Raw genomic sequence first — 20,109 nt, 5'->3', positions numbered from 1 at the left:
GTTAATTAGTGAGCAAACTAGCCCAAAAAAGTGGTTTAGTGTGGCTATGGTTAAGTCTACTGCTGTTAGTAGTAGACTTTGCTAGTAAAACACTTGTTGTAAGTAGTATGGCTTATCAAGAGTCGATTAATTTACTGCCTGTTTTTAGTATTACTTATGTACATAACTACGGTGCAGCTTATAGTTTTTTAAGTGATGCAGGTGGTTGGCAACGTTGGTTTTTAAGTGCTATTGCAATTGCTATTAGTGGATTGCTGGTGTGGTGGTTAAAACGCCTGCCAGCAACTAATAAAGTATTATGCGCTGCCTATTCATTGGTACTTGCCGGTGCAATTGGTAACTTATACGACCGTATTGCATACGGTTATGTAATTGACTTTATACACGTATTTTATAAAAACTCACATTTTCCGGTATTTAATGTTGCAGATTGCGCTATTTGTATTGGTGCAGCATTATTATTATTTGACGCCTTTACAGGCGAAAGTCCGAAGGAGCATAAAGCATGAGCCAAGCTGTAATTGGTGAAAACTCACAGGTTATTTTTCATTTTTCTATTAAGTTAGAAGATGGCTCTGCTGCCGACTCAACCAAAGTGCATAACAAGCCTGCTAAATTAACTATGGGCGATGGTAGCTTAACAGCTAACTTTGAAAAGTGCTTATTAGGCTTAAACGCAGGTGAGAGCAAAACCTTTGAGCTAGAACCAGAAGATGCATTTGGTCAGCCAAATCCAGATAACATTTACTATGTTGATCGCAGTAAATTTGGCCCAGAAACCCCAGCTAAAGTAGGCGCTATAATAGCGTTTACTCAGCCTGACGGTACCGAGCTTCCGGGGTTAGTGCGCGAAGTGCAAGGCGAGTCGGTAACGATTGATTTTAATCATCCGTTAGCGGGTCAGCGTTTAACCTTTGAAGTAGATATTATTGAGGTGCAAGGTTAATGGAAATATTACTAGCCAACCCACGAGGCTTTTGCGCAGGGGTTGATCGCGCTATTAGTATTGTTGAGCGCGCTTTAGATATTTTTGAAAAGCCAATTTACGTACGCCACGAAGTGGTGCATAACCGCTATGTGGTTGACGGCTTAAAAAGCCGCGGTGCGGTATTTGTCGAAGAGCTTGATCAGATACCTGACGACAGCATAGTTATATTTAGTGCGCATGGCGTATCGCAAGCGGTACGCACCGAAGCAAAGCGTCGTGACTTAAAAATATTTGATGCGACCTGCCCACTGGTTACTAAAGTACATATGGAAGTAACCCGTGCGAGCCGCAAAGGCATAGAGTGTATTTTAATTGGCCACCAAGGACACCCAGAAGTTGAGGGCACCATGGGGCAGTATGGCAATGACGAGGGCGGTATTTACCTGGTAGAAACTGTAGAAGACGTAGCTAAGTTGAATGTAAAAAATGCTGACAACTTATTTTACTGCAGTCAAACAACGCTCTCGGTAGATGATACTGCTGATGTAATTGATGCGCTGCGCGCTAAGTTCCCTGCTATTGATGGGCCGCGCAAAGATGATATTTGTTATGCAACGCAAAATCGTCAAGATGCCGTTCGCGACTTAGCCGATAAAGTAGACGTATTGTTAGTGGTTGGCGCTAAAAACAGCTCGAACTCAAATCGTTTGCGTGAACTTGCCGATAAAATGGGCACTAAAGCTTATTTAATTGACGATGCCACAAACGTGCAAGAGTCATGGTTTACTGGTATTAATGCTGTTGGGGTAACCGCAGGAGCATCAGCACCTGAAGTGTTAGTGCAACAGGTTATAACCCGCTTAAAAGAACTTGGTGGCAATCAAGTTACTGAAAATCCTGGCGAAGAAGAGAACATTGTATTTGCTGTTCCTATTGAGCTGCGCTAATCTGAATTAAATATATATCTAATTAATTAGCTTAAAAGGGAGCCGTTATGAGCAAATCGCCACAAGTGGATGGGTTGCTTTTTTCGGCTCTTTTTAATGAACGAGGCGTACTTGCCTCGTTAGTTGTATCGCAAGTTGTTGCTATTGTTCTGGCTTTTGCACCCAATGTAGAAGATGATATTTGGCTTCGTCTTGGAATAATAAGCTTATTTTTACACTTAATAGTGTTAGTCAGTACCTCTTCTTTATACTTCTGTAGATTTTTTTTACAAAAACGTACTCAAACTTTTCAGTTAAGTTTGTTTTTTGTCTTTTTTTTATTATCTACATGCATTTTTAGTATTTTATTTTCTCATTTTGCTTTTGATATAGATGATACAAATAGCCTAATTTATTTCATACTTCGTAATTGTATTATAGTGGCTTTACTGACTGCTTTATTCGTCCAGTTTTTATTAATTTATTTTGAAAAAGAGCAGCAAACTAAAGCGCTTGCCCGCGCAGAGCTTGATGCATTACAAGCACGTATTCGCCCACACTTTTTATATAACAGTTTAAATACCGCTGCAGAGCTTACCCATCATGATGCAACCGCAGCTGAGCAGGCTATTTTAGCCTTAGCTGCCTTATCTCAAGCGGCAATGCGCTCAGGGCAAAGTGTGCCATTAGAGGACGAAATAACCCTTAGCAAGCAATATGTTGCACTAGAAGCATGGCGTTTTGGTAACCGCTTAAAGCTCGATTGGCAAATACCCAATGAGCTTCCCGCGCTTAATATTCCCTGTTTAACTTTGCAGCCTTTAATTGAAAATGCCGTGTGCCATGGCGTAGAGCCTAGCGAAACAGGCGCTGTCATTAAAGTTGAGCTGCATGTTACAAGTGGCTATTTAACTATTATAGTCACTAACCCAATAGCCGTGGCAACCACAAATACTCGGCCAAGTAACGGCATGGCGCTGGAAAATATTCGCCAACGACTTAATATTTATTACAAGGGTAAAGCGCAGCTCACTATTGCTAATAAAAATGGCGTATTTAGAGTGAAAGTAGTGATCCCTAAACATATTGAGAGTCAATTATGAATGTAATTATTGTTGATGATGAACCCTTAGCTAGAGCGCGTTTAGTACGTTTATTGGCGGCTCAAAATATAGTTGTACAAAATGAAGCGAGCAATGGCACAGAAGCACTTGCGTTAAGTAAAGTAAACCAGCCTGACTTAGTGTTTTTAGATGTTGATATGCCGGGTATTAATGGCTTGGAGGTAGCAAGTGAGCTTAACAAACTTGCAGTTCCACCCGCCATAGTATTTATTACCGCCCACCCTGAGCACGCGCTAGACGCATTGCAATTAAATGCGGCGGGTTATTTAGTAAAACCTGTATCGGCGCAATCATTACAAAAAGTAGTTGAACAACTTGGGCGCTTAAATAAAGTACATATACAAAAACAACAAACAACAAAAATTACGTATCAGCTCGCGGGCACATTAAAAAGTATAGAAATGGAGTATATTTATTATTTTGCTGCTGAAGAAAAATATACAAAAATGGTATTTAAAGGGGGCAGTGCGCTTATAGAGCAAAGTTTAAAACAATTAGAAACCCTTTATCCCACACATGTTTTAAGAGTACACCGCAATACGTTAGTAAATAAAAATAAGGTGGTTGCTCTGCACTCACTAAGTAGCGGTAGCCATGCTATTGAACTACAAAATTGCCAAGAGCTGTTAGCGGTTAGTCGCCGCGAGCTAAAAACAGTTAAATCTACCTTGTGTTAACTCATTTACTATAAAGCTATTTTGGCAAAAACAGTGTTTATTAACCGTTTATCAACAAAATCAACCGTTAGTCTTAGTAGTTCTTGAATCTATATTTTATTTGCATACACTTATAATTAGATAATATTTATTTGGTTTTATTATGCATTCACACCCAATTAAGCGACGCAAAGGCTTCACTTTAATAGAAGTACTTATTGCTTTTATCATCCTCAGCTTTGGTTTGTTAGGCGCCGTTGCACTGCAAGCAAAAGCCAAACAAGCCAGTTTTGACTCTATGCAGCGCGCCGCCGCTGTGGCTTTAGGTAACGACATTATTCAGCGCATTCGAGCCAACGACAGTCCTCAGTTAGCTACTCATTATAAACAAACATTAACCAGTGAAACGCCAATAGCGTCGTCAACTACGTGTTTTTCCGGTTCATGCACTGCGGCGCAAATAGCGTTACTCGATATTGAACAGTGGAAACGCGCCATTCGTGCTCGTGAAAATACCGGCTCATTAGATGATGCGACTGTGTGTATAAACCCGGCAGGAGTGGCCGGCACTGGCGGTAAAGCATTTAATTTAGAGGTAGTAATCTCCTGGCAAGGTCGTCAAGAGTTTAAAGCAAGTGATGCAACAGGAGATGTTAGCTGTGGTACTGCAGATAAAAAGCGTCGATTAGTGGTATTAACTAGCTATATTTATGTGAGGAGCTAGCATGAAACAAACAGGTTTTACGCTCATAGAAGTAATGATTTCGCTATTTATAGGTGGGTTAGTACTCGGTGGCGTTATGTTTACTTATATTGGTATGAAAGTAACTACTAAAGACACCATGACCATAGGCGAACTACAAGAGTCAGGGCGCTTAGCAATTAATATAATGCAGCGCGATATTGAGCAAATTGGTTTTTGGGGAACCTATTATGAAGATTCATTTACAGCTGGAAACACATCAACTTTACCAGCTCCAACAAACGATTGTTTTGAAGGCTTAAATAACGGCAGCTTTCCAGATTTAGCCAGCAGCAGTAATTTTAGAACTATATATGCTAAAACGGCTGATGGTACAAAAGAACTGAATTGCATTAATAACCCGATAAAAAAAACCGATATTCTTCAGCTTAAATTTTTGCAAGGAAATCAGCTTACGGTAGAGGCAGGGACTAATGAAACACAAATAAATCAAAACTACTTTATTGCCGAACAAGAGCAAGCACAATTTGTACGCGGAGTTGTTGATCAAAGTACATTAAATACAAATGCGACAGTATGGCCTTATAGCCATCATACTTATTATATTACTGAGCAAACATATACAGTAAATAATCAAAGCTTGACTGTACCAGCGTTAATGAGAGAGCGTTTAGTAGCGGACGAGGTAAGAGCAGAGACTATTATGGAAGGGGTTGAAAACATGCGTTTTGTATTTGGTTTAGACACTACCAATGATAGCCGAGTAGATACTTACCGCAGCATTAACGACATGACTTCCACTGATTGGGAAAATCGAAAAGGCATTTTAACCGTACAATTATTTTTATTGATTAGAGCATTGCAACCCGATCCTGGAGTTAAAATTAAAAATCAAAAATATATACTGGGTGAAGATAGCGATAAACGAGAGCTAACATTTACCGATAATTACAGACGTACGGTATTTACTACCACTATTCGTTTAAATAATGTGGGGGCTAACTTATGGCGCATTTAAAAAATATACCGAATAAACAGCGGGGTGTAGTGCTTATTACAGCATTGATAATGGTAATAGCTGTAACAGGCATCGCTGTAACATTAATGAGTAGTAGCACTATAGATATTAAAATCACCAATGCAGCTCAAGAGCGTGAAGTTGCTGAAAATGAGTTGATTGGCGAAGTGCAGCGGATGATTTCGGGTGAAGCAAATAAGGGGGCAGGCAATCAGTTTTTTTTAACCCCAGACGAAGTAACCAGCATTGCATCAGGCGATGAGAGTGGCATGGTAATAGCTAAGCATAATGACATGCAAAGTAAAATGATTAACTTAAATAAAGGGGCGCTCAATTTAGAATGCCCGCGCCGATTTAATTTTACCGCAGGAGTATCCTGCAATATGGTGCAAGTAGCTACCACTATAGAATATGGCTCAAAAAGTAAGCATCAACTAACCATAGTTACTGGTGTAGCCCAAGAAATGGCTAGCACAGGTAAGGGGATTTAAAATGAAGTTTAATGCAGTCATAGCCTCACTAATAGTTTTAACTATTAGTATGTCAGCAAGCGCTGAAGATATTGAGCTTTATGTAAATCATAATGTTGAAACAAAAGAAAAGCCTCGAGTCATGATGATTTTTGATACTTCTGGCAGTATGGCTTGGGATGTGAGTGATGGTGACGCTTGCTATATGAGAAGTGGTAATCGCTATTACGAAGTTGACTGTTTTCAAAGTAAAAACAGCTACAATCGAAATGAGCAATGCTATAAGAGATCTTCTTACTATAATTATGAAGCAACATGCAGTGATAGCAGATTGAAAGTTGCACAAAATGCGATTAAACAATTAGTAAATGATAACGAAGATATTGAATTTGGCTTAATGCGCTTTAATGGGGATAACGGTGGTTATGTTTTAGCAAGAGTAGGGGCCGACAAAAAATCCTTGCTAGAGAAAATAGAAGAGTTACCTGCAAACGGTGCAACGCCTTTGACTGAAACATTATGGGAAGCTTATTTATACATAACAGGCCAAAAAGTATATTACGGTAATAATACAAATGACCGAGACAAAACAGCCGAATCCTCTGGGTATTATAATTCGCCGTTTGTCCCTGTTACGGGGGAGCCACTTAGATGTGATAACAGTATTAATATTATATTAATGACTGATGGAGACCCAAGTAATGACTCCAACAGAAATAATGATATTTACTATCTTCATCGCGACTATTTTTCTGAAAACCCACCTATTGTTAGTAATAGTTATTTAGCAGCCCTAGCTAAAATAATTCATGGTACTGATGATGTGGAAGTCGATTTATATAAAAACACTAAGAATGTACTTGATATAGGCCGTGTATTTCCTATTGGCTTTGGTACAGGTATGAGTAATTCGGGTAAAAATTTACTTACTGAAACTGCTGACTATGGCGGTGGTCAATATTTGCATGCAAATACTGCTGCGCAGTTGTCTGATGCACTTAAAAATACAATTTCGCGCATTCGAGAAGTGAACGACAGCTTTTCATCGCCTTCTGTAGCGAGTAACAACGTAGATCAAACCCGTAGCCGCGATGCGATTTACTTTGCGATGTTTTATCCCGAAACCGGTGCGCGCTGGCGTGGTAATTTAAAAAAGTTGAAAGTTTCGGGTGATCAAATAGTTGATTCAAAGGCTAAGGGAGCGCTGGATGATAATGGCTTAATTAGCAAAGATGCAAAAACGTTCTGGCTGCCAAGTAATCAGCCTGCTGATGGTAATGCAGTAGCGCAGGGTGGGGTTAATTTACATTTAACTACTTTAGATACCCAAAGCCGTAACCTATATACCGAGAACCAAGGAGCGCTTGTTAAATTTAGCCCTACAGTGGTAAGTGATATTCTTAATACGACTCCGGATAATACACTTAGCTTAGCAAGTGATGACATAAAATGGGCGATTGGGGTTGATGTTGATGATGAGGACAGAGACGGCTCAAAGCAAGACCAACGACAAGATATTTTTGGCGATCCGCTGCACTCTAAACCTGTAGCAATTGATTACGGTAATGATGACGTTCGTTTGCTTATTGGCACCAATGCTGGCTTTTTACATATGTTTAAAGACGCAGGAAATACAGTGAGTGAGAGTTGGGCGTTTATTCCCTCTGCATTATACAAGATTATTAAACCACTGCGTGAAAACCAGGCTGAAACTAAAGTTTATGGCATGGATGGAGCAATCAGTGTTTATTTTAGTAATAAAAGTTTAAACGGTGAAGGATTAAATGACGGCATTATAGATGCAAGCAAAGGCGATGAAGTATGGGCTTTTGCAGGAATGCGCCGTGGTGGTAAAAACTACTATGCACTAGATATTACAGCACCAAATGCTCCGAAAAAACTCTGGGATAAACCAATTGAAGGCGGGAAAGGTGACTTTACTGAACTTGCTCAAAGTTGGTCTAAACCACAAATAGCCTACATAAAAGCATTTGGCGATAAGCCTCTGCTTGTATTTGGTGCTGGTTACGATACAAATAAAGATGCTGCTATTCGTAGTGAGGATAAGACTGGCCGCGGTATTTATATTGTTGAAGCTAAAACAGGTAAAAAAGTTTGGGCATTAACACCCGGTGAAAATGGCTTTACAGGCAAGCACAGTATTGCAGCCGATTTAACCACACTCGACTCTGATTATGACGGCTATATAGATAGAATTTATGCGTCAGATACAGGTGGTAATATTTGGCGGATTGATATGCCGGGCAGTGATACTAGTGAGTTCAGTCATTTTAAATTAGCTGAGCTAGGTAGTACAAGTGCCACTCAAGATAGGCGCTTTTTTTACAAGCCATTAGTTGCGCGCACTATGTTTAGTAAAGTGACTCAAACTACCGTCAAAAAAGGGGAAGTAGTTACCACGCGCTTAGATACGCCTTACGATGCCATAGTTATAGGTAGTGGTAATCGCTCTAAACCGACTGATACTAATGAGCAAGATCAGTTATTTATGATTCGAGATGAAAATACAGTGACTAAGTCATTTAAAACAGGGGCACCAGCAACAATCAAGGCATCTGATTTAATGCTGATGAATAGCGACCCATTTGGTAATTTATTAGACGATGTAGATGGGTTTATTGAACTAGAGGCTGATTTAGCTAAAGTTAAAGGTTGGCGGTATGAATTAGCAACCGGTGAAAAATCACTTGCCGCAGCTACAGTTGTGGGTGGAGTGGCTTATTTTACCTCGTTTACTCCGGCTTCAGATACAGCAACAGTAAACCAGTGTTCACTTAGTGGTGGTGGAGGCTCACTGTATGCGTTTCACTTACTTTATGGTACTAAGGTATACGACGAGCTGAAATTTTTGACCAGTTATGACGTACCCGATACCCCGCAACTGTACTTTGGTGAAGGACCGTCGTGTGCTGATGGCAATGGTGATGGTAAATGTGACGATAACCCGACCGTTGATGTAAAACAGGAAAGCCAATTTTATTTAATTGGCCCGGGTATAAAAGGTAAAGATGCTCAAAACCCAATGAGACCAGTGGATGTTATTGGGCCGGGGTTAAAAGTAGTAGACGGAAAAATACAATTAGTAAATAAGGAGTCTGTCGGTTTTGGTTTTAAAACCCAGCAAACTTACATTTATAAGCGCGAAGAAAACGACGAAATCAAATCTAATTAAGATGATTAAGGGTGTTTAAATGAATAAAAAGCAACATGGATTTACCTTAATTGAGCTGATGATAGCAGTTGCTATCGTCGGTATACTTGCAGCAATTGCATTGCCTAATTATACAGAGTATGTGAAGCGTGCTTCGCGTGCAGAGGCAGTTGCTGCATTATTAGATGCAGCTAATAAGCAAGAGCAGTACTTTGTAGATAACAGAGAATATACAGAATTAGCGAGTGATTTAGGGATTCAAAGTAAAACAGAGAATGGGCATTTTGAATTAACGATTAAAGTCGTTGATAAAAATACTTTTACAATCACAGCAAAGCCCATTGCAGGCTCGGTGAAAGGGGACAATAATTGTAAAGAAATATGGATTACCGACACTGGGCTTAAAGGAAAAACTGGCAGTGGCGATGTAGATTACTGTTGGGGAAGGTAGCTATTTCTTCTGGCATTTATCAGTTGATTTAATACGAATTCTACCAGTTTGACTTACAGATAAAGCCAATCCTTCCAGATTGGCTTTATCGCTATTAGGGCAATATATAAAAGTCCCATTTTGAAAACCGTTTAATGAGCCATCGGGCCTAAAAGTAAGTGCCTCTCGGGGGTACTCTAAGCTATCAAACTCATGGGTGTGTTCAAAGGTGCTTAGCATTAGCTCATCGTTATTAAGAGAAGTAGATTTATCGTTATCGATAAATAACGATATTTGCTCCTCCCAATCACCTTCTTGACATTCATTGTTTTTTAACGCGCATAAAGTAACGTATGTACTGTTTTCTATGGCGTAAAGGCGAGCATAGTTTATATTGCGATGTAATAAGTTTACTTGATTATCAGCACGGTTTAGTGCCAGAAAATCAGGAAAAAACCACATAGAAAGCTGGCTAATAATAGCCACAATAGCAATTGTTACCATTAGCTCAAGTAAGGTTATACCATTATGCTTAGTTGAATATGTTATTAACTTCATCCCTGAAGCCTTAAATGGAGAGGTGATTATTTTAGTTTAGTAAATAATCAAAAAATAACAATATGGAGCTTGTTTTTAACTGCACTTAAGGTTGGTGTCTCCAACGTAAAAGGCAGTGCCCGATTGAGATACAGTTAATGCTTTATTATTCTCGTTATCGCTATTAGGGCAATATATAAAATCCCCAGGGCTTGTGGTAATGCGGCCACTGGTGTTAAAACGAAGGCTGTTAACTTTACCGCTATATTCCACTTTATCATTTCTAGAAACGGCCTCCATTACACGCAATAGGCTATCATTATCTTTTTTGTAGTTGCCATCACGATCAGCATCGACAAATAAAATAACACTACTCGTCGCTCCCCATTGACTTTGACAAGTTAAAGTTGGCTGATTGCTTGCAACATTAGCGCTAGAAGCAGGACATACAACGACTATTTCATCGGTGCTTGCCGCTTGCGCGCGTGCATAACTAATATTACGTTTTAGTTCTAATAGAAAGTTCTCGGCGCGGTTTTCCTCTAGCATGTCGCTACTGTTCCACAATGCAATGGTGGCAATAATGCCTACAATAGCCACAGTCACCATCAGCTCTAGTAAAGTGAATCCGTATTGTGTTTTTTTCATATTGATCCCGTAGGTTACTTATTGTTTTAGTATAGCTATTTTTATTAGCATAATCATAGCATGACAGATTGTTTTATCACCGTAATACAGTCACTTTGTTTGCTATGAGCCTTGTGATTGTCTAAAATCGAGGCAACTGTAGCTTTAAAAAGTAATTAATATGAAAAAAATAGAAGCAATCATTAAACCTTTTAAGCTTGATGATGTGCGTGAAGCCCTATCAGAAGTAGGCATTACAGGTATGACAGTAACTGAAGTTAAAGGGTTTGGGCGTCAAAAAGGCCATACCGAGTTGTATCGTGGTGCGGAATACATGGTTGATTTTTTACCTAAAGTTAAATTAGATATTGTACTGGGCGATGATGATGTTGACCGTGCAATTGAGGTAATAATTAAAACGGCACAAACAGGAAAAATTGGTGATGGTAAAATATTTGTCACTGAAGTTGAGCGTGTTGTGCGTATTCGTACTGCAGAGGAAGATGAAGAAGCTATTTAAGCTTTATTACAACAAGTACGCTAAAAAGGCGCTTACTCAAGTTAGTAAGCGCCTTTTTAATTAATTATTTATTTCTGCTGTTAAAAATTCGTGTTTGTTTAGCGTCTTCGCTAAGCTCACTTAAGCCTAGCTTATCGTAGCTTTTTTCCATCATTTCAAGTGCAGAGTTTAAGTAGCTGCTTTGAGAGTAATGTTCTACTACAAACTTACCGCGGTTAGCAGCTGCTAAGTAGGCTTCACGTTCATAATAGTAATTGGCCACTTTTAGCTCATACCTTGCCATACGGTTTAACAACCACACTAAACGACGTTTTGCCTCTGGGGCGTAGTCACTTTGTGGGAAACGCTTAACCAAGGTTGATAAATCGGTAAAGGCCACACGTGTACGGTTAGCATCGCGGTCAGCTCTATCAACACCAAAATATTCTTGGAATGCGTTTTTATCGGCTTTAATGTTAACTAATCCACGCATGTAATACATGTAGTCTAAATCTTTATGATTTGGATTTAAGCGAATAAAACGGTCGATTGTTGCTAGTGCTTGCTCGGTATTACCCGATTGGTAATGCGCATAGACTAAATCCATTTGTACTTGTTTAGAAAATGGGCCAAACGGGTAGCGAGAGTCAATAGCACTTAAAAGTTCAATTGCGCGTGCATATAAACCAGAATCTAAAGTTTGCTTGGCATCTTCATACAAAGCGTGAGCCGATTTATTAGGTACACGTTGAATGTCTTCTTGGTCAGGAGCTGACGAACAAGCACCTAAACTAAGCACTGAAACTGAAAAAACAATGGCGAATGCACGTTTCCCTATTTTATTTATCATTTTATTTGTTACCTTCGTTGTCTACGGCTAGGCCAAGTCGGTAAAACCGAGTAAACTATGCGTATTATATTATGCTTTTATTAAAAGCGATTCTAACCCAGTCGAGCAAAGCTTGCACTGGTAAATTGGGTAAAATTACTAATGTCAGAGCAAATTTCTCTTCAAGCCGACGTTCCAACCGATTTAGGTGGTAAACGTCTAGACCAAGTATTAGCACAATTGTTCCCTGATTATTCACGATCAAGGATAAAAACGTGGATTTTGGATGATAAAATCACCGTTGATGGCGAAATATTCAACACACCGCGCACTAAACTGCTTGGTGGTGAAGTACTTAATGTTGAAACAACCATTGAAGCACCTCGTGAATACATAGCGCAAGATATCAAATTAGACATTGTTTATGAAGATGATGATATTTTGGTAATTAATAAACCTATGGGCTTGGTAGTTCATCCTGGTGCAGGTAATCCAGATGGCACAGTGCTAAATGCATTGCTACATTACCACCCAGAAATTATTAATGTACCTCGCGCGGGTATTGTGCACCGATTAGATAAAGATACTACAGGCCTTATGGTGGTAGCTAAAACTATTCCGGCACAAACGCATTTAGTAACCGCACTGCAAAAACGTGAAAATTTCACGCGTGAATACGAAGCGCTTTGCAATGGCACAATGACCGCTGGTGGTATGGTTGAAAAGCCTATTGGCCGCCATGCAACGCAACGTACGCATATGGATGTACATGAACAGGGTAAGCCAGCCATTACGCATTACCGTGTTGCTGAAAAGTTTCGTGCTCATACACGTTTACGTTTACGCCTTGAAACCGGTCGTACTCACCAAATACGTGTGCATATGGCTTATTTAAATCATCCGCTTATTGGCGATCAGTCTTATGGCGGCCGTCCGCGTCCACCTAAAGGGGCAACGCCTGAGTTATTTGAATTGCTGCGTAGTTTTAAACGCCAAGCATTACATGCGGTTAAATTAAGTATTGCGCACCCAATTACGGGTGAAATGATGACATGGCAAGCACCTATTCCAGATGACATGGTTGCTATGACACTGGCACTGCGTGAAGACACAAAAGCTAATCCTGACATAGATAGATAATGCAGTTTTTATCAGCAGCATGGCAAGTCCCTATAACAGGTGTGAGTACATTAAGTACCACACGTGTAGGCGGTGTTTCAGAAGCGCCGTTTAAGAGTTTAAATTTAGGGCTGCATGTTGGTGATAATAAACAACAGGTATTAAAAAATCGTGCTTTGTTGGATAAGCATTTGCCAAATAGTGCTGTATGGATAGATCAAGTTCATAGTGGCGATGTACTCATTGTTGATGGGCAATTTAAATTTAACGCTCACCATCAAGGAGATGCACTATATACACAACTCGTTGCTCAGCCTTTGGCAATAATGACCGCCGATTGCTTGCCCATTTTACTTGCCAGTAAAGATGGAAAAGAAGTAGCTGCCATACATGCTGGTTGGCGTGGATTAGAGCAAGGTGTAATTAAAAATACGCTAAGCTGCTTTAATGCCAAAAAAAGTGAAATAAGTGCCTGGTTAGGTCCCGCAATAGGGGCTGATAAATTTGAGGTAGGTAGCGAGGTGTTTGCATTGTTTAATGCCCAAAACCCTTTGTTTGCCAAAGCGTTTAAAGCGTGTGCAAACCAAAAGTACCTTGCCGATATTTATCACCTTGCACGTATTCAATTGCGTCAATTAGGGATTATAAATATTACCGGTGGTGAGCACTGTACGGTTTCTCAAACTGAACAGTTTTTTTCGTACCGACGCGACGGCCAAACCGGACGCATGGCAAGTTTGATCTGGCGCAACTAATTTATCAATATAATGATTATATTTTCTGCAACACCTTGAACAACCCCCCTAACATACCCATTATTTAAGCAATGAATTTAATAATAGGTAACCCCAATGCGTTTAGATAGATTTACCAGTAAATTTCAGTCTGCGCTTTCTGATGCGCAATCTTTAGCCCTTGGCCGCGATCATCAATTTATTGAGCCGGTACACTTAATGTATGCTTTGTTAAAGCAAAGCGGTTCTAGCGTGCGCGCGTTATTAGCACAAGCAGGTGTTAGTGCTGACGAGCTTAATACTAAGCTTTCCCAAGAAATAGAAAAACTATTTAAAGTGGAAGGCGTAGGCGGCGATGTGCAGCTATCGAACAACACTATATCCTTGATCAACTTATGCGATAAGTATGCGCAAAAGCGTAAAGATAAATATATTTCTAGCGAACTGTTTGTATTAGCTGCTTGCGACGATAAAGGCCCGCTGGGTAATATTTTTAAAACCTTAAATATCACCTCCGACAAAATAGAAACGGCCATTAATGCAGTGCGTGGTGGGCAAAAGGTTGATGATCCAAATGCCGAAGAAACACGCCAAGCACTTGAAAAATACACCATAGATTTAACCGAACGTGCAGAGCAAGGTAAGCTTGATCCGGTTATTGGTCGAGATGATGAAATTCGCCGAACAATTCAAGTTTTACAACGCCGAACTAAAAACAACCCAGTATTAATAGGTGAACCCGGTGTAGGTAAAACTGCGATTGCCGAAGGTTTAGCACAGCGTATTATTAATGGTGAAGTACCAGAGGGATTAAAAAACAAGCGGGTACTTTCGCTTGATTTAGGCGCGCTGGTGGCCGGTGCTAAATACCGCGGCGAATTTGAAGAGCGATTAAAATCAGTATTAAATGAACTGGCTAAAGAAGAAGGCCAAGTGATTTTATTTATTGATGAAATACACACAATTGTAGGCGCAGGTAAAAGTGATGGCGCAATGGATGCAGGCAATATGCTAAAACCGGCACTTGCCCGTGGCGAATTACATTGCGTAGGTGCCACCACTCTTGATGAATATCGTAAATACATTGAAAAAGACGCCGCCCTTGAGCGTCGCTTTCAAAAGGTATTAGTAGAGGAGCCTTCGGTTGAGGATACTATTGCTATATTACGAGGCCTAAAAGAGCGCTACGAGCTGCATCACTCTGTTGAAATTACCGATCCTGCTATCGTTGCTGCTGCGCAATTATCGCATCGTTATATTAGTGACCGTCAATTACCCGATAAAGCAATTGACCTAATAGATGAAGCGGGCTCTTCTATTCGTTTACAAATAGATTCAAAACCAGAGTCATTAGATAAGTTAGAGCGCCGTATTATTCAATTAAAACTTGAAGATAACGCACTCGCCAAAGAAAAAGACGAAGCAAGTTTAAAACGCCGTACTGAAATGCAAGAGCTGATCACCGAGCTTGAAGGAGAGTACAATGAGCTTGATGAAATATGGACTGCCGAAAAAGCATCTTTACAAGGTACTCAAGTTATTAAAGCTGAGCTAGAACAAGCACGACTTGATTTAGATGTAGCTCGAAGAGCCAGCGATTTACAGCGTATGTCGGAGCTACAATATGGCCGCATACCAGAGCTTGAGCGTAAACTTGATTTAGCATCGCAAGCAGAAATGCAAGAAATGACCTTGCTAAAAAATCAAGTGGGCGAAGATGAAATAGCCGAAATACTCTCACGTTGGACCGGTATTCCAGTATCGCGGATGCTACAAGGTGAGCGAGAAAAACTATTGCAGATGGAAGAAAAGCTACATGAAAAAGTAATCGGACAAGATGAAGCCGTTGTAGCGGTAGCTAATGCTATTCGCCGCTCACGTGCAGGGCTTGCCGATCCTAATCGCCCGATTGGCTCGTTTTTGTTTTTAGGCCCAACCGGGGTCGGTAAAACAGAATTAACCAAAGCACTCGCCGGCTATATGTTCGACACCGAAAGTGCCATGGTGCGTATTGATATGTCTGAGTTTATGGAAAAACATTCAGTAGCACGTTTAGTTGGTGCGCCTCCTGGGTATGTTGGCTACGAAGAGGGCGGGTATTTAACCGAAGCCGTGCGTCGTAAACCTTACTCAGTTATTTTATTGGACGAAATAGAAAAAGCACACCCAGATGTGTTTAATATTTTGCTACAGGTTTTAGATGATGGACGTTTAACCGACGGTCAAGGACGCACGGTTGATTTTAAAAATACCGTTATCATCATGACCTCAAACTTAGGCTCAGATATAATTCAAGAGCAAGCGGGTAATAACGATTACGTTACTTTGAAAGAAAAAGTAATGAATGTATTAATCAATGAGTTTAGACCTGAGTTTATTAACCGTATTGATGAAACCGTTGTTTTCCACCCACTGGCTAACGAGCACATTAAAGAGATTGCTGACATTCAGTTGAGCAAATTACGAGAGCGTTTAACGCAAATGGGTTATTTACTCGAAATAAGCGACGCTGCTTTAGATCGTATTGCCGCAAGTGGTTTTGATCCGGTTTATGGTGCGCGTCCGTTAAAACGAGCTATTCAACAAACGATTGAAAATCCATTAGCACAAAAATTACTCAATGGTGATTATATGCCAGGCAGTGTTGTTGTAATTGATGCAAATGACGACGGTTTAGTGTTTTCAAGCCGTTAAGCGTTATAAAGTAAAAACGAAAAAGCCGCTAACATAGCGGCTTTTTTATTTGTGCTGACAATTAAATTTTAAAAGTAAGCAGTAAGTCGTTGATCTTTCTTGAGCCTTCAACTAACTCAGCAGCGCCCCTGGCAACATTAAAACTTAAGTTTAAATTATCATCACCTAAGTTTTTAATCTGCTCTACATTAGTACCTATGTCGTGGCTCACTACTTGTTGTTCTTCTGCAGCAGCCGAAATACCAGTAGCGAGTTGCGCTATTTCGCTAATTTGAGTGAAAATGCTATCAAGCTCTTGCTGTGTTTGCGTTGTAGTATTTACACAACTGTCGGCTTGTTGCTTCGTGTTTTGCATTATTTTTGACCAGCTAAACAAGGTGTCTTGAATTTCCTTTATTGAGCTGTGAATTTGCGCAGTGGCATTTTGTGTTCTTGATGAAAGCGCTCTTACTTCATCGGCAACTACAGCAAAACCACGGCCATGCTCACCTGCTCTTGCAGCTTCTATGGCAGCATTTAGCGCAAGTAAGTTAGTTTGCTCGGCAATACCTTCAATTTCACTCATTACTTGGCCAATTTTATCGGCTTCTGAAGCTAGGCTGTTAGCGGTTGTTGCTGCTTGCTCTACCTGAACGGCTAAATCAGAAACCATGGCATTATTATCGGCAATGTGTACTTTTATATCGGAGCAACTTTGATAAGTAACACTTACTTTATCGGCAGTGGTGCAGGTGTTACTTGATATTTCACCTATAGTCGAACTCATTTGCGCCATTGCAGATGCTATTTGCTCAAGCTGCGAGCCTTGCGATGAAATGCCTTGCTCTGTGAGCGTTGACTGTTGATCTAAATTTAAAGCAATATCATTAAAGCTTAAGGTAGAGTCTTTCATACGCCCCAGTACAGTGCGTAATTTAGCGCTTAGCATTTGCTCTCTGTAATCACTAATACTGTGAGGGTGTCGGCCACTATATATATAACGAGATATAGAATCGGCCTGTTGTTTTTGCTGCTTTAATATTCTTGGCGTTGTTATTAGCTCATCATAATTTAAAGCAAGTATAACTAAGCAAACCACTAAGCTAATTAGTGCAATAGCAAATGAAGCCCATACAGCAGTTGCAACTAACCAACATAATAAAGCAAATACACTTAAGCTTTGTCTTAAACTTGTGCGTTCGCGCCAATTAAAGAATGACTTTTTAGCATTTACTTTACTGTAAAATAGTTCTGCACGGCGTTTTAACTGTGGGCTTAATTTGGTTCTTACAGATTGATAACCAATTAACTGGCTGTGCTCAAAAATAGGAGTTACAAATGCATCAACCCAGTAATAGCGGCCATCTTTACAACGGTTTTTAACTGCGCCGCGCCAAGAGTGGCCTTGCTTTAATGTTTCCCACATTTCTTTAAATGCAGCTTTTGGCATGTCAGGGTGGCGCACTATACTATGATTTTTACCAGTAAGTTCTGCTATATCATACCCGGCTATAGTACAAAATGCTTGATTAGCGTAAGTGATCACTCCGCGCAAATCAGTTGTTGATACCAGTTCTTGTTGTTCTTCGAAGGTCACTTCTTCATTTATTAAGCTTTGATTACGACGCATATTATTCTTTAATCATCCTTTGTAATACTTACTATTATACTTGCTTATATAAAGCGGTAGTAGGGTAATCCCATTATGAAGGTCACTCAGTTTATTTATTGCCTGTATTTATGATCTAAATCAAGATTAAAGTTATATAAGCTATATATAACATACCAGTATGGGACTAATACGGCTAATAGTTAGCTAATTATTTACTTTAGTACGGTTAGTTTTTGTTTTGATAAGATAAATAATAGTGCAAAGCAATTGTATATTTTGTATAGCAATGGCAAGATTATCGTTTATGGCGTTAAATAAAGCGTGTTTAAAGCAAAGCAGATACAATAGAACTATAAATAGTATTTTTTCTTAGTATTTATCTTGAGTATAGGTAATTAGACCCCATAACCTTATGATTAAGCCACTTGGCTCGAGGAAGTATTTTTTGGCAACACATGATCTAACAAACGCGCTTGACGCTCTTTCAGTAACGCAGCATAAACATGCAATTAACGGAATAAAACGTGGTATTGAGCGTGAGTCACTAAGAATTAAAAGTGATGGCGTTATCTCTGCACAAAAACACCCAGAAGGGGTGGGCAGTGCGCTTACCAATGGCCAAATTACGACCGATTTTTCAGAGTCGTTACTTGAATTTATTACCCCAGTTAGTGAATCGTCCACACAAACGCTGCAGCAATTAAAAGACTTACAAAAGTTTACCCTAGAAAAAATGGGTGACGAATTACTTTGGCCTATTAGTATGCCGTGCTTTATTGAACATCAAGACGACATAGTTATTGCGCAATTTGGCAGTTCAAATGTAGGGCAAATGAAAACGCTTTACCGTGAAGGGTTAAAAAACCGTTACGGCAGTATGATGCAAGCTATTGCTGGTGTGCATTTTAATATTTCGTTTCCAGATTCATTGTGGCAGTCATTACATACGCTAAAAAATAGCGACCTTAGTTTAGAGAATTTTATATCTGATGGTTACTTAGCGCTTATTCGTAATTTTAAACGTGAATTATGGCTGATCAGTTATTTATTTGGTGCATCACCTGCGTTATGTAGTTCGTTTTTACAGGGTAGAAAAACCGATTTACCATTTAAAAAGCTAGGTAAAGGCACCCTGTATTTAGAAGTAGGCACTGCGCTGCGCTTAGGTAACTTAGGTTACACCAATAGCGCACAATCATCACTGCGTGTAATGTATAACTCGTTAGATGAATATGTAGCTGGTTTGAAAAAATCAATTAACACACCTTCAGATATTTACGGCAACCTTGACGATTACACCAGCGAAAATCCAAAACAGTTAAATAAGAATATTCTGCAAATAGAAAACGAATTTTATTCGCCAATTCGCCCTAAACGTAATGCTAAAAACGGTGAAACACCAACAGATGCACTACTTAGAGCCGGTATTGAATATGTCGAAATTCGCGCATTAGATGTTAATCCATTTAGTGAAGTGGGCATAGATATAGAGCAGTTCCACTTTTTAGATGTGTTTTTAACGTATTGTTTATTAAAAAGCTCACCGGCAATGGATTGGGAAGAGCAAACACGCAGCACAGAAAATCTTGATACAGTAGTAAATAAAGGGCGAGAAAAAGGCCTTGAACTTAATTACTTTAATCAACCGCGTACCCTTCAATCTTGGGGTGAAGATATATTTTCGCAATTAAGTGAAGTGGCAAAATACATGGATACTGCCTACGGCGTTAGTTATTATTCAAGTACTATTGAGCGCATGGCAACTTGGATTAATAACCCAGGACTTACATATTCTGGGCGTTATGTAGCTGAGTTAGAAGCTTCAGGGCTAGATAACGGCCATTATGCGCTAGCAATTGCTGAAAAGTATAAGCAAAGCCATCAAACTGCAGACTATCAAGTGTTTTCAAAGCAATGGTTAGAGGAGCAAGTTACACGCTCTAACGACGCTCAGCGTGCTATTGAGCAAAGTGACTCAGTATCATTTACCGCATTTTTAAATGCTTATTTTGATCCTAAATAAATAGTTAGTTTTAAGCAAAAAAAACGCAG

The 20,109-nt window shown here is 39.7% G+C and carries 19 protein-coding genes; 15 read left to right on the top strand and 4 right to left on the bottom strand.

The window, feature by feature from the left end; all coding sequences use genetic code 11:
* The first annotated feature begins 8 nt into the window (after positions 1-8).
* The 10 genes from lspA to I6F41_RS03440 all read left to right on the top strand — a co-directional run bounded on the left by lspA (position 9) and on the right by I6F41_RS03440 (position 9,448).
* A complete protein-coding gene (gene lspA / locus I6F41_RS03485) occupies positions 9-509 on the top strand; it encodes a signal peptidase II (protein WP_011327609.1) in 501 nt (166 codons plus the stop codon).
* On the top strand, positions 506-946 hold the full coding sequence (fkpB, locus tag I6F41_RS03480) for an FKBP-type peptidyl-prolyl cis-trans isomerase (RefSeq protein ID WP_011327610.1): 441 nt from the start codon (positions 506-508) through the stop codon (positions 944-946). The genes lspA and fkpB overlap by 4 nt, the downstream gene beginning before the upstream one ends.
* Complete coding sequence (gene ispH / locus I6F41_RS03475; protein WP_086997376.1) at positions 946-1,875, top strand: 4-hydroxy-3-methylbut-2-enyl diphosphate reductase; 930 nt, start codon at positions 946-948, stop codon at positions 1,873-1,875. Before fkpB ends, ispH begins: the two co-directional genes overlap by 1 nt.
* A gap of 47 nt (positions 1,876-1,922) precedes the next feature.
* On the top strand, positions 1,923-2,957 hold the full coding sequence (locus I6F41_RS03470) for a sensor histidine kinase (protein WP_179807243.1): 1,035 nt from the start codon (positions 1,923-1,925) through the stop codon (positions 2,955-2,957).
* Positions 2,954-3,655, top strand: coding sequence for a LytR/AlgR family response regulator transcription factor (locus tag I6F41_RS03465; RefSeq protein ID WP_182683965.1), 702 nt, complete (start codon positions 2,954-2,956; stop codon positions 3,653-3,655). Before I6F41_RS03470 ends, I6F41_RS03465 begins: the two co-directional genes overlap by 4 nt.
* 142 nt (positions 3,656-3,797) lie before the next feature.
* The gene (pilV, locus tag I6F41_RS03460; protein WP_182683964.1) at positions 3,798-4,358 is read left to right on the top strand and encodes a type IV pilus modification protein PilV; all 561 of its coding nucleotides are present in this window, start codon (positions 3,798-3,800) and stop codon (positions 4,356-4,358) included.
* A gap of 1 nt (position 4,359) precedes the next feature.
* Positions 4,360-5,355, top strand: a complete 996-nt coding sequence (locus I6F41_RS03455) for a PilW family protein (RefSeq protein WP_011327615.1) — start codon at positions 4,360-4,362, stop codon at positions 5,353-5,355.
* Complete coding sequence (locus tag I6F41_RS03450; protein WP_086993274.1) at positions 5,343-5,846, top strand: pilus assembly protein PilX; 504 nt, start codon at positions 5,343-5,345, stop codon at positions 5,844-5,846. Before I6F41_RS03455 ends, I6F41_RS03450 begins: the two co-directional genes overlap by 13 nt.
* 1 nt (position 5,847) lies before the next feature.
* Positions 5,848-9,018, top strand: coding sequence for a pilus assembly protein (locus tag I6F41_RS03445; protein ID WP_182683963.1), 3,171 nt, complete (start codon positions 5,848-5,850; stop codon positions 9,016-9,018).
* Between the two features lie 19 nt (positions 9,019-9,037).
* Entirely contained in the window at positions 9,038-9,448 is a 411-nt protein-coding gene (locus tag I6F41_RS03440; RefSeq protein ID WP_011327618.1) for a type IV pilin protein, read from the top strand.
* On the opposite strand, the gene I6F41_RS03435 is transcribed toward I6F41_RS03440, so the two are convergent.
* Together I6F41_RS03435 and I6F41_RS03430 are read right to left on the bottom strand one after the other, a co-directional pair.
* The gene (locus I6F41_RS03435) at positions 9,449-9,985 is read right to left on the bottom strand and encodes a GspH/FimT family pseudopilin (RefSeq protein WP_011327619.1); all 537 of its coding nucleotides are present in this window, start codon (positions 9,983-9,985) and stop codon (positions 9,449-9,451) included.
* Between the two features lie 75 nt (positions 9,986-10,060).
* Positions 10,061-10,612, bottom strand: coding sequence for a GspH/FimT family pseudopilin (locus I6F41_RS03430; protein ID WP_182683962.1), 552 nt, complete (start codon positions 10,610-10,612; stop codon positions 10,061-10,063).
* Between the two features lie 160 nt (positions 10,613-10,772).
* Here I6F41_RS03430 and glnB point away from each other — a divergent pair, with 160 nt between their 5' ends.
* Positions 10,773-11,111, top strand: a complete 339-nt coding sequence (gene glnB, locus I6F41_RS03425) for a nitrogen regulatory protein P-II (RefSeq protein ID WP_011327621.1) — start codon at positions 10,773-10,775, stop codon at positions 11,109-11,111.
* 64 nt (positions 11,112-11,175) lie between these two features.
* On the opposite strand, the gene I6F41_RS03420 is transcribed toward glnB, so the two are convergent.
* Positions 11,176-11,940, bottom strand: a complete 765-nt coding sequence (locus I6F41_RS03420) for an outer membrane protein assembly factor BamD (RefSeq protein ID WP_182678528.1) — start codon at positions 11,938-11,940, stop codon at positions 11,176-11,178.
* 141 nt (positions 11,941-12,081) lie between these two features.
* Here I6F41_RS03420 and rluD point away from each other — a divergent pair, with 141 nt between their 5' ends.
* The 3 genes from rluD to clpB all read left to right on the top strand — a co-directional run bounded on the left by rluD (position 12,082) and on the right by clpB (position 16,466).
* Positions 12,082-13,059: a 23S rRNA pseudouridine(1911/1915/1917) synthase RluD gene (gene rluD, locus I6F41_RS03415; RefSeq protein ID WP_011327623.1), complete on the top strand. Its 978-nt coding sequence runs from the start codon at positions 12,082-12,084 to the stop codon at positions 13,057-13,059.
* Complete coding sequence (pgeF, locus tag I6F41_RS03410; RefSeq protein ID WP_182683961.1) at positions 13,059-13,793, top strand: peptidoglycan editing factor PgeF; 735 nt, start codon at positions 13,059-13,061, stop codon at positions 13,791-13,793. The genes rluD and pgeF overlap by 1 nt, the downstream gene beginning before the upstream one ends.
* 96 nt (positions 13,794-13,889) lie before the next feature.
* Positions 13,890-16,466, top strand: coding sequence for an ATP-dependent chaperone ClpB (gene clpB, locus I6F41_RS03405; protein ID WP_182678524.1), 2,577 nt, complete (start codon positions 13,890-13,892; stop codon positions 16,464-16,466).
* A 61-nt stretch (positions 16,467-16,527) separates the two neighbouring features.
* Here the strand turns inward: clpB and I6F41_RS03400 are convergent, their stop codons facing one another.
* Positions 16,528-18,075: a methyl-accepting chemotaxis protein gene (locus I6F41_RS03400; protein WP_179807233.1), complete on the bottom strand. Its 1,548-nt coding sequence runs from the start codon at positions 18,073-18,075 to the stop codon at positions 16,528-16,530.
* Between the two features lie 427 nt (positions 18,076-18,502).
* Here I6F41_RS03400 and gshA point away from each other — a divergent pair, with 427 nt between their 5' ends.
* Positions 18,503-20,080, top strand: a complete 1,578-nt coding sequence (gene gshA / locus I6F41_RS03395; RefSeq protein ID WP_182683960.1) for a glutamate--cysteine ligase — start codon at positions 18,503-18,505, stop codon at positions 20,078-20,080.
* Positions 20,081-20,109: the final 29 nt, after the last annotated feature.

This window comes from Pseudoalteromonas sp. SCQQ13 (assembly GCF_015864415.1).
Lineage (GTDB): Bacteria > Pseudomonadota > Gammaproteobacteria > Enterobacterales > Alteromonadaceae > Pseudoalteromonas > Pseudoalteromonas nigrifaciens.
Note: the sequence above shows the minus strand (reverse complement) of the source record. Positions and strands in the feature narration are given on the sequence as shown.

Excerpts from the sequence above, each read along its gene's own strand:
- fkpB (WP_011327610.1), top strand. The coding sequence starts at position 506 with ATGAGCCAAGCTGTAATTGGTGAAAACTCACAGGTTATTTTTCATTTT.
- ispH (WP_086997376.1), top strand. The coding sequence starts at position 946 with ATGGAAATATTACTAGCCAACCCACGAGGCTTTTGCGCAGGGGTTGAT.
- I6F41_RS03470 (WP_179807243.1), top strand. The coding sequence starts at position 1,923 with ATGAGCAAATCGCCACAAGTGGATGGGTTGCTTTTTTCGGCTCTTTTT.
- I6F41_RS03465 (WP_182683965.1), top strand. The coding sequence starts at position 2,954 with ATGAATGTAATTATTGTTGATGATGAACCCTTAGCTAGAGCGCGTTTA.
- pilV (WP_182683964.1), top strand. The coding sequence starts at position 3,798 with ATGCATTCACACCCAATTAAGCGACGCAAAGGCTTCACTTTAATAGAA.
- I6F41_RS03455 (WP_011327615.1), top strand. The coding sequence starts at position 4,360 with ATGAAACAAACAGGTTTTACGCTCATAGAAGTAATGATTTCGCTATTT.
- I6F41_RS03450 (WP_086993274.1), top strand. The coding sequence starts at position 5,343 with ATGGCGCATTTAAAAAATATACCGAATAAACAGCGGGGTGTAGTGCTT.
- I6F41_RS03445 (WP_182683963.1), top strand. The coding sequence starts at position 5,848 with ATGAAGTTTAATGCAGTCATAGCCTCACTAATAGTTTTAACTATTAGT.
- I6F41_RS03440 (WP_011327618.1), top strand. The coding sequence starts at position 9,038 with ATGAATAAAAAGCAACATGGATTTACCTTAATTGAGCTGATGATAGCA.
- I6F41_RS03435 (WP_011327619.1), bottom strand. The coding sequence starts at position 9,985 with ATGAAGTTAATAACATATTCAACTAAGCATAATGGTATAACCTTACTT.
- I6F41_RS03430 (WP_182683962.1), bottom strand. The coding sequence starts at position 10,612 with ATGAAAAAAACACAATACGGATTCACTTTACTAGAGCTGATGGTGACT.
- glnB (WP_011327621.1), top strand. The coding sequence starts at position 10,773 with ATGAAAAAAATAGAAGCAATCATTAAACCTTTTAAGCTTGATGATGTG.
- I6F41_RS03420 (WP_182678528.1), bottom strand. The coding sequence starts at position 11,940 with ATGATAAATAAAATAGGGAAACGTGCATTCGCCATTGTTTTTTCAGTT.
- rluD (WP_011327623.1), top strand. The coding sequence starts at position 12,082 with ATGTCAGAGCAAATTTCTCTTCAAGCCGACGTTCCAACCGATTTAGGT.
- pgeF (WP_182683961.1), top strand. The coding sequence starts at position 13,059 with ATGCAGTTTTTATCAGCAGCATGGCAAGTCCCTATAACAGGTGTGAGT.
- clpB (WP_182678524.1), top strand. The coding sequence starts at position 13,890 with ATGCGTTTAGATAGATTTACCAGTAAATTTCAGTCTGCGCTTTCTGAT.
- I6F41_RS03400 (WP_179807233.1), bottom strand. The coding sequence starts at position 18,075 with ATGCGTCGTAATCAAAGCTTAATAAATGAAGAAGTGACCTTCGAAGAA.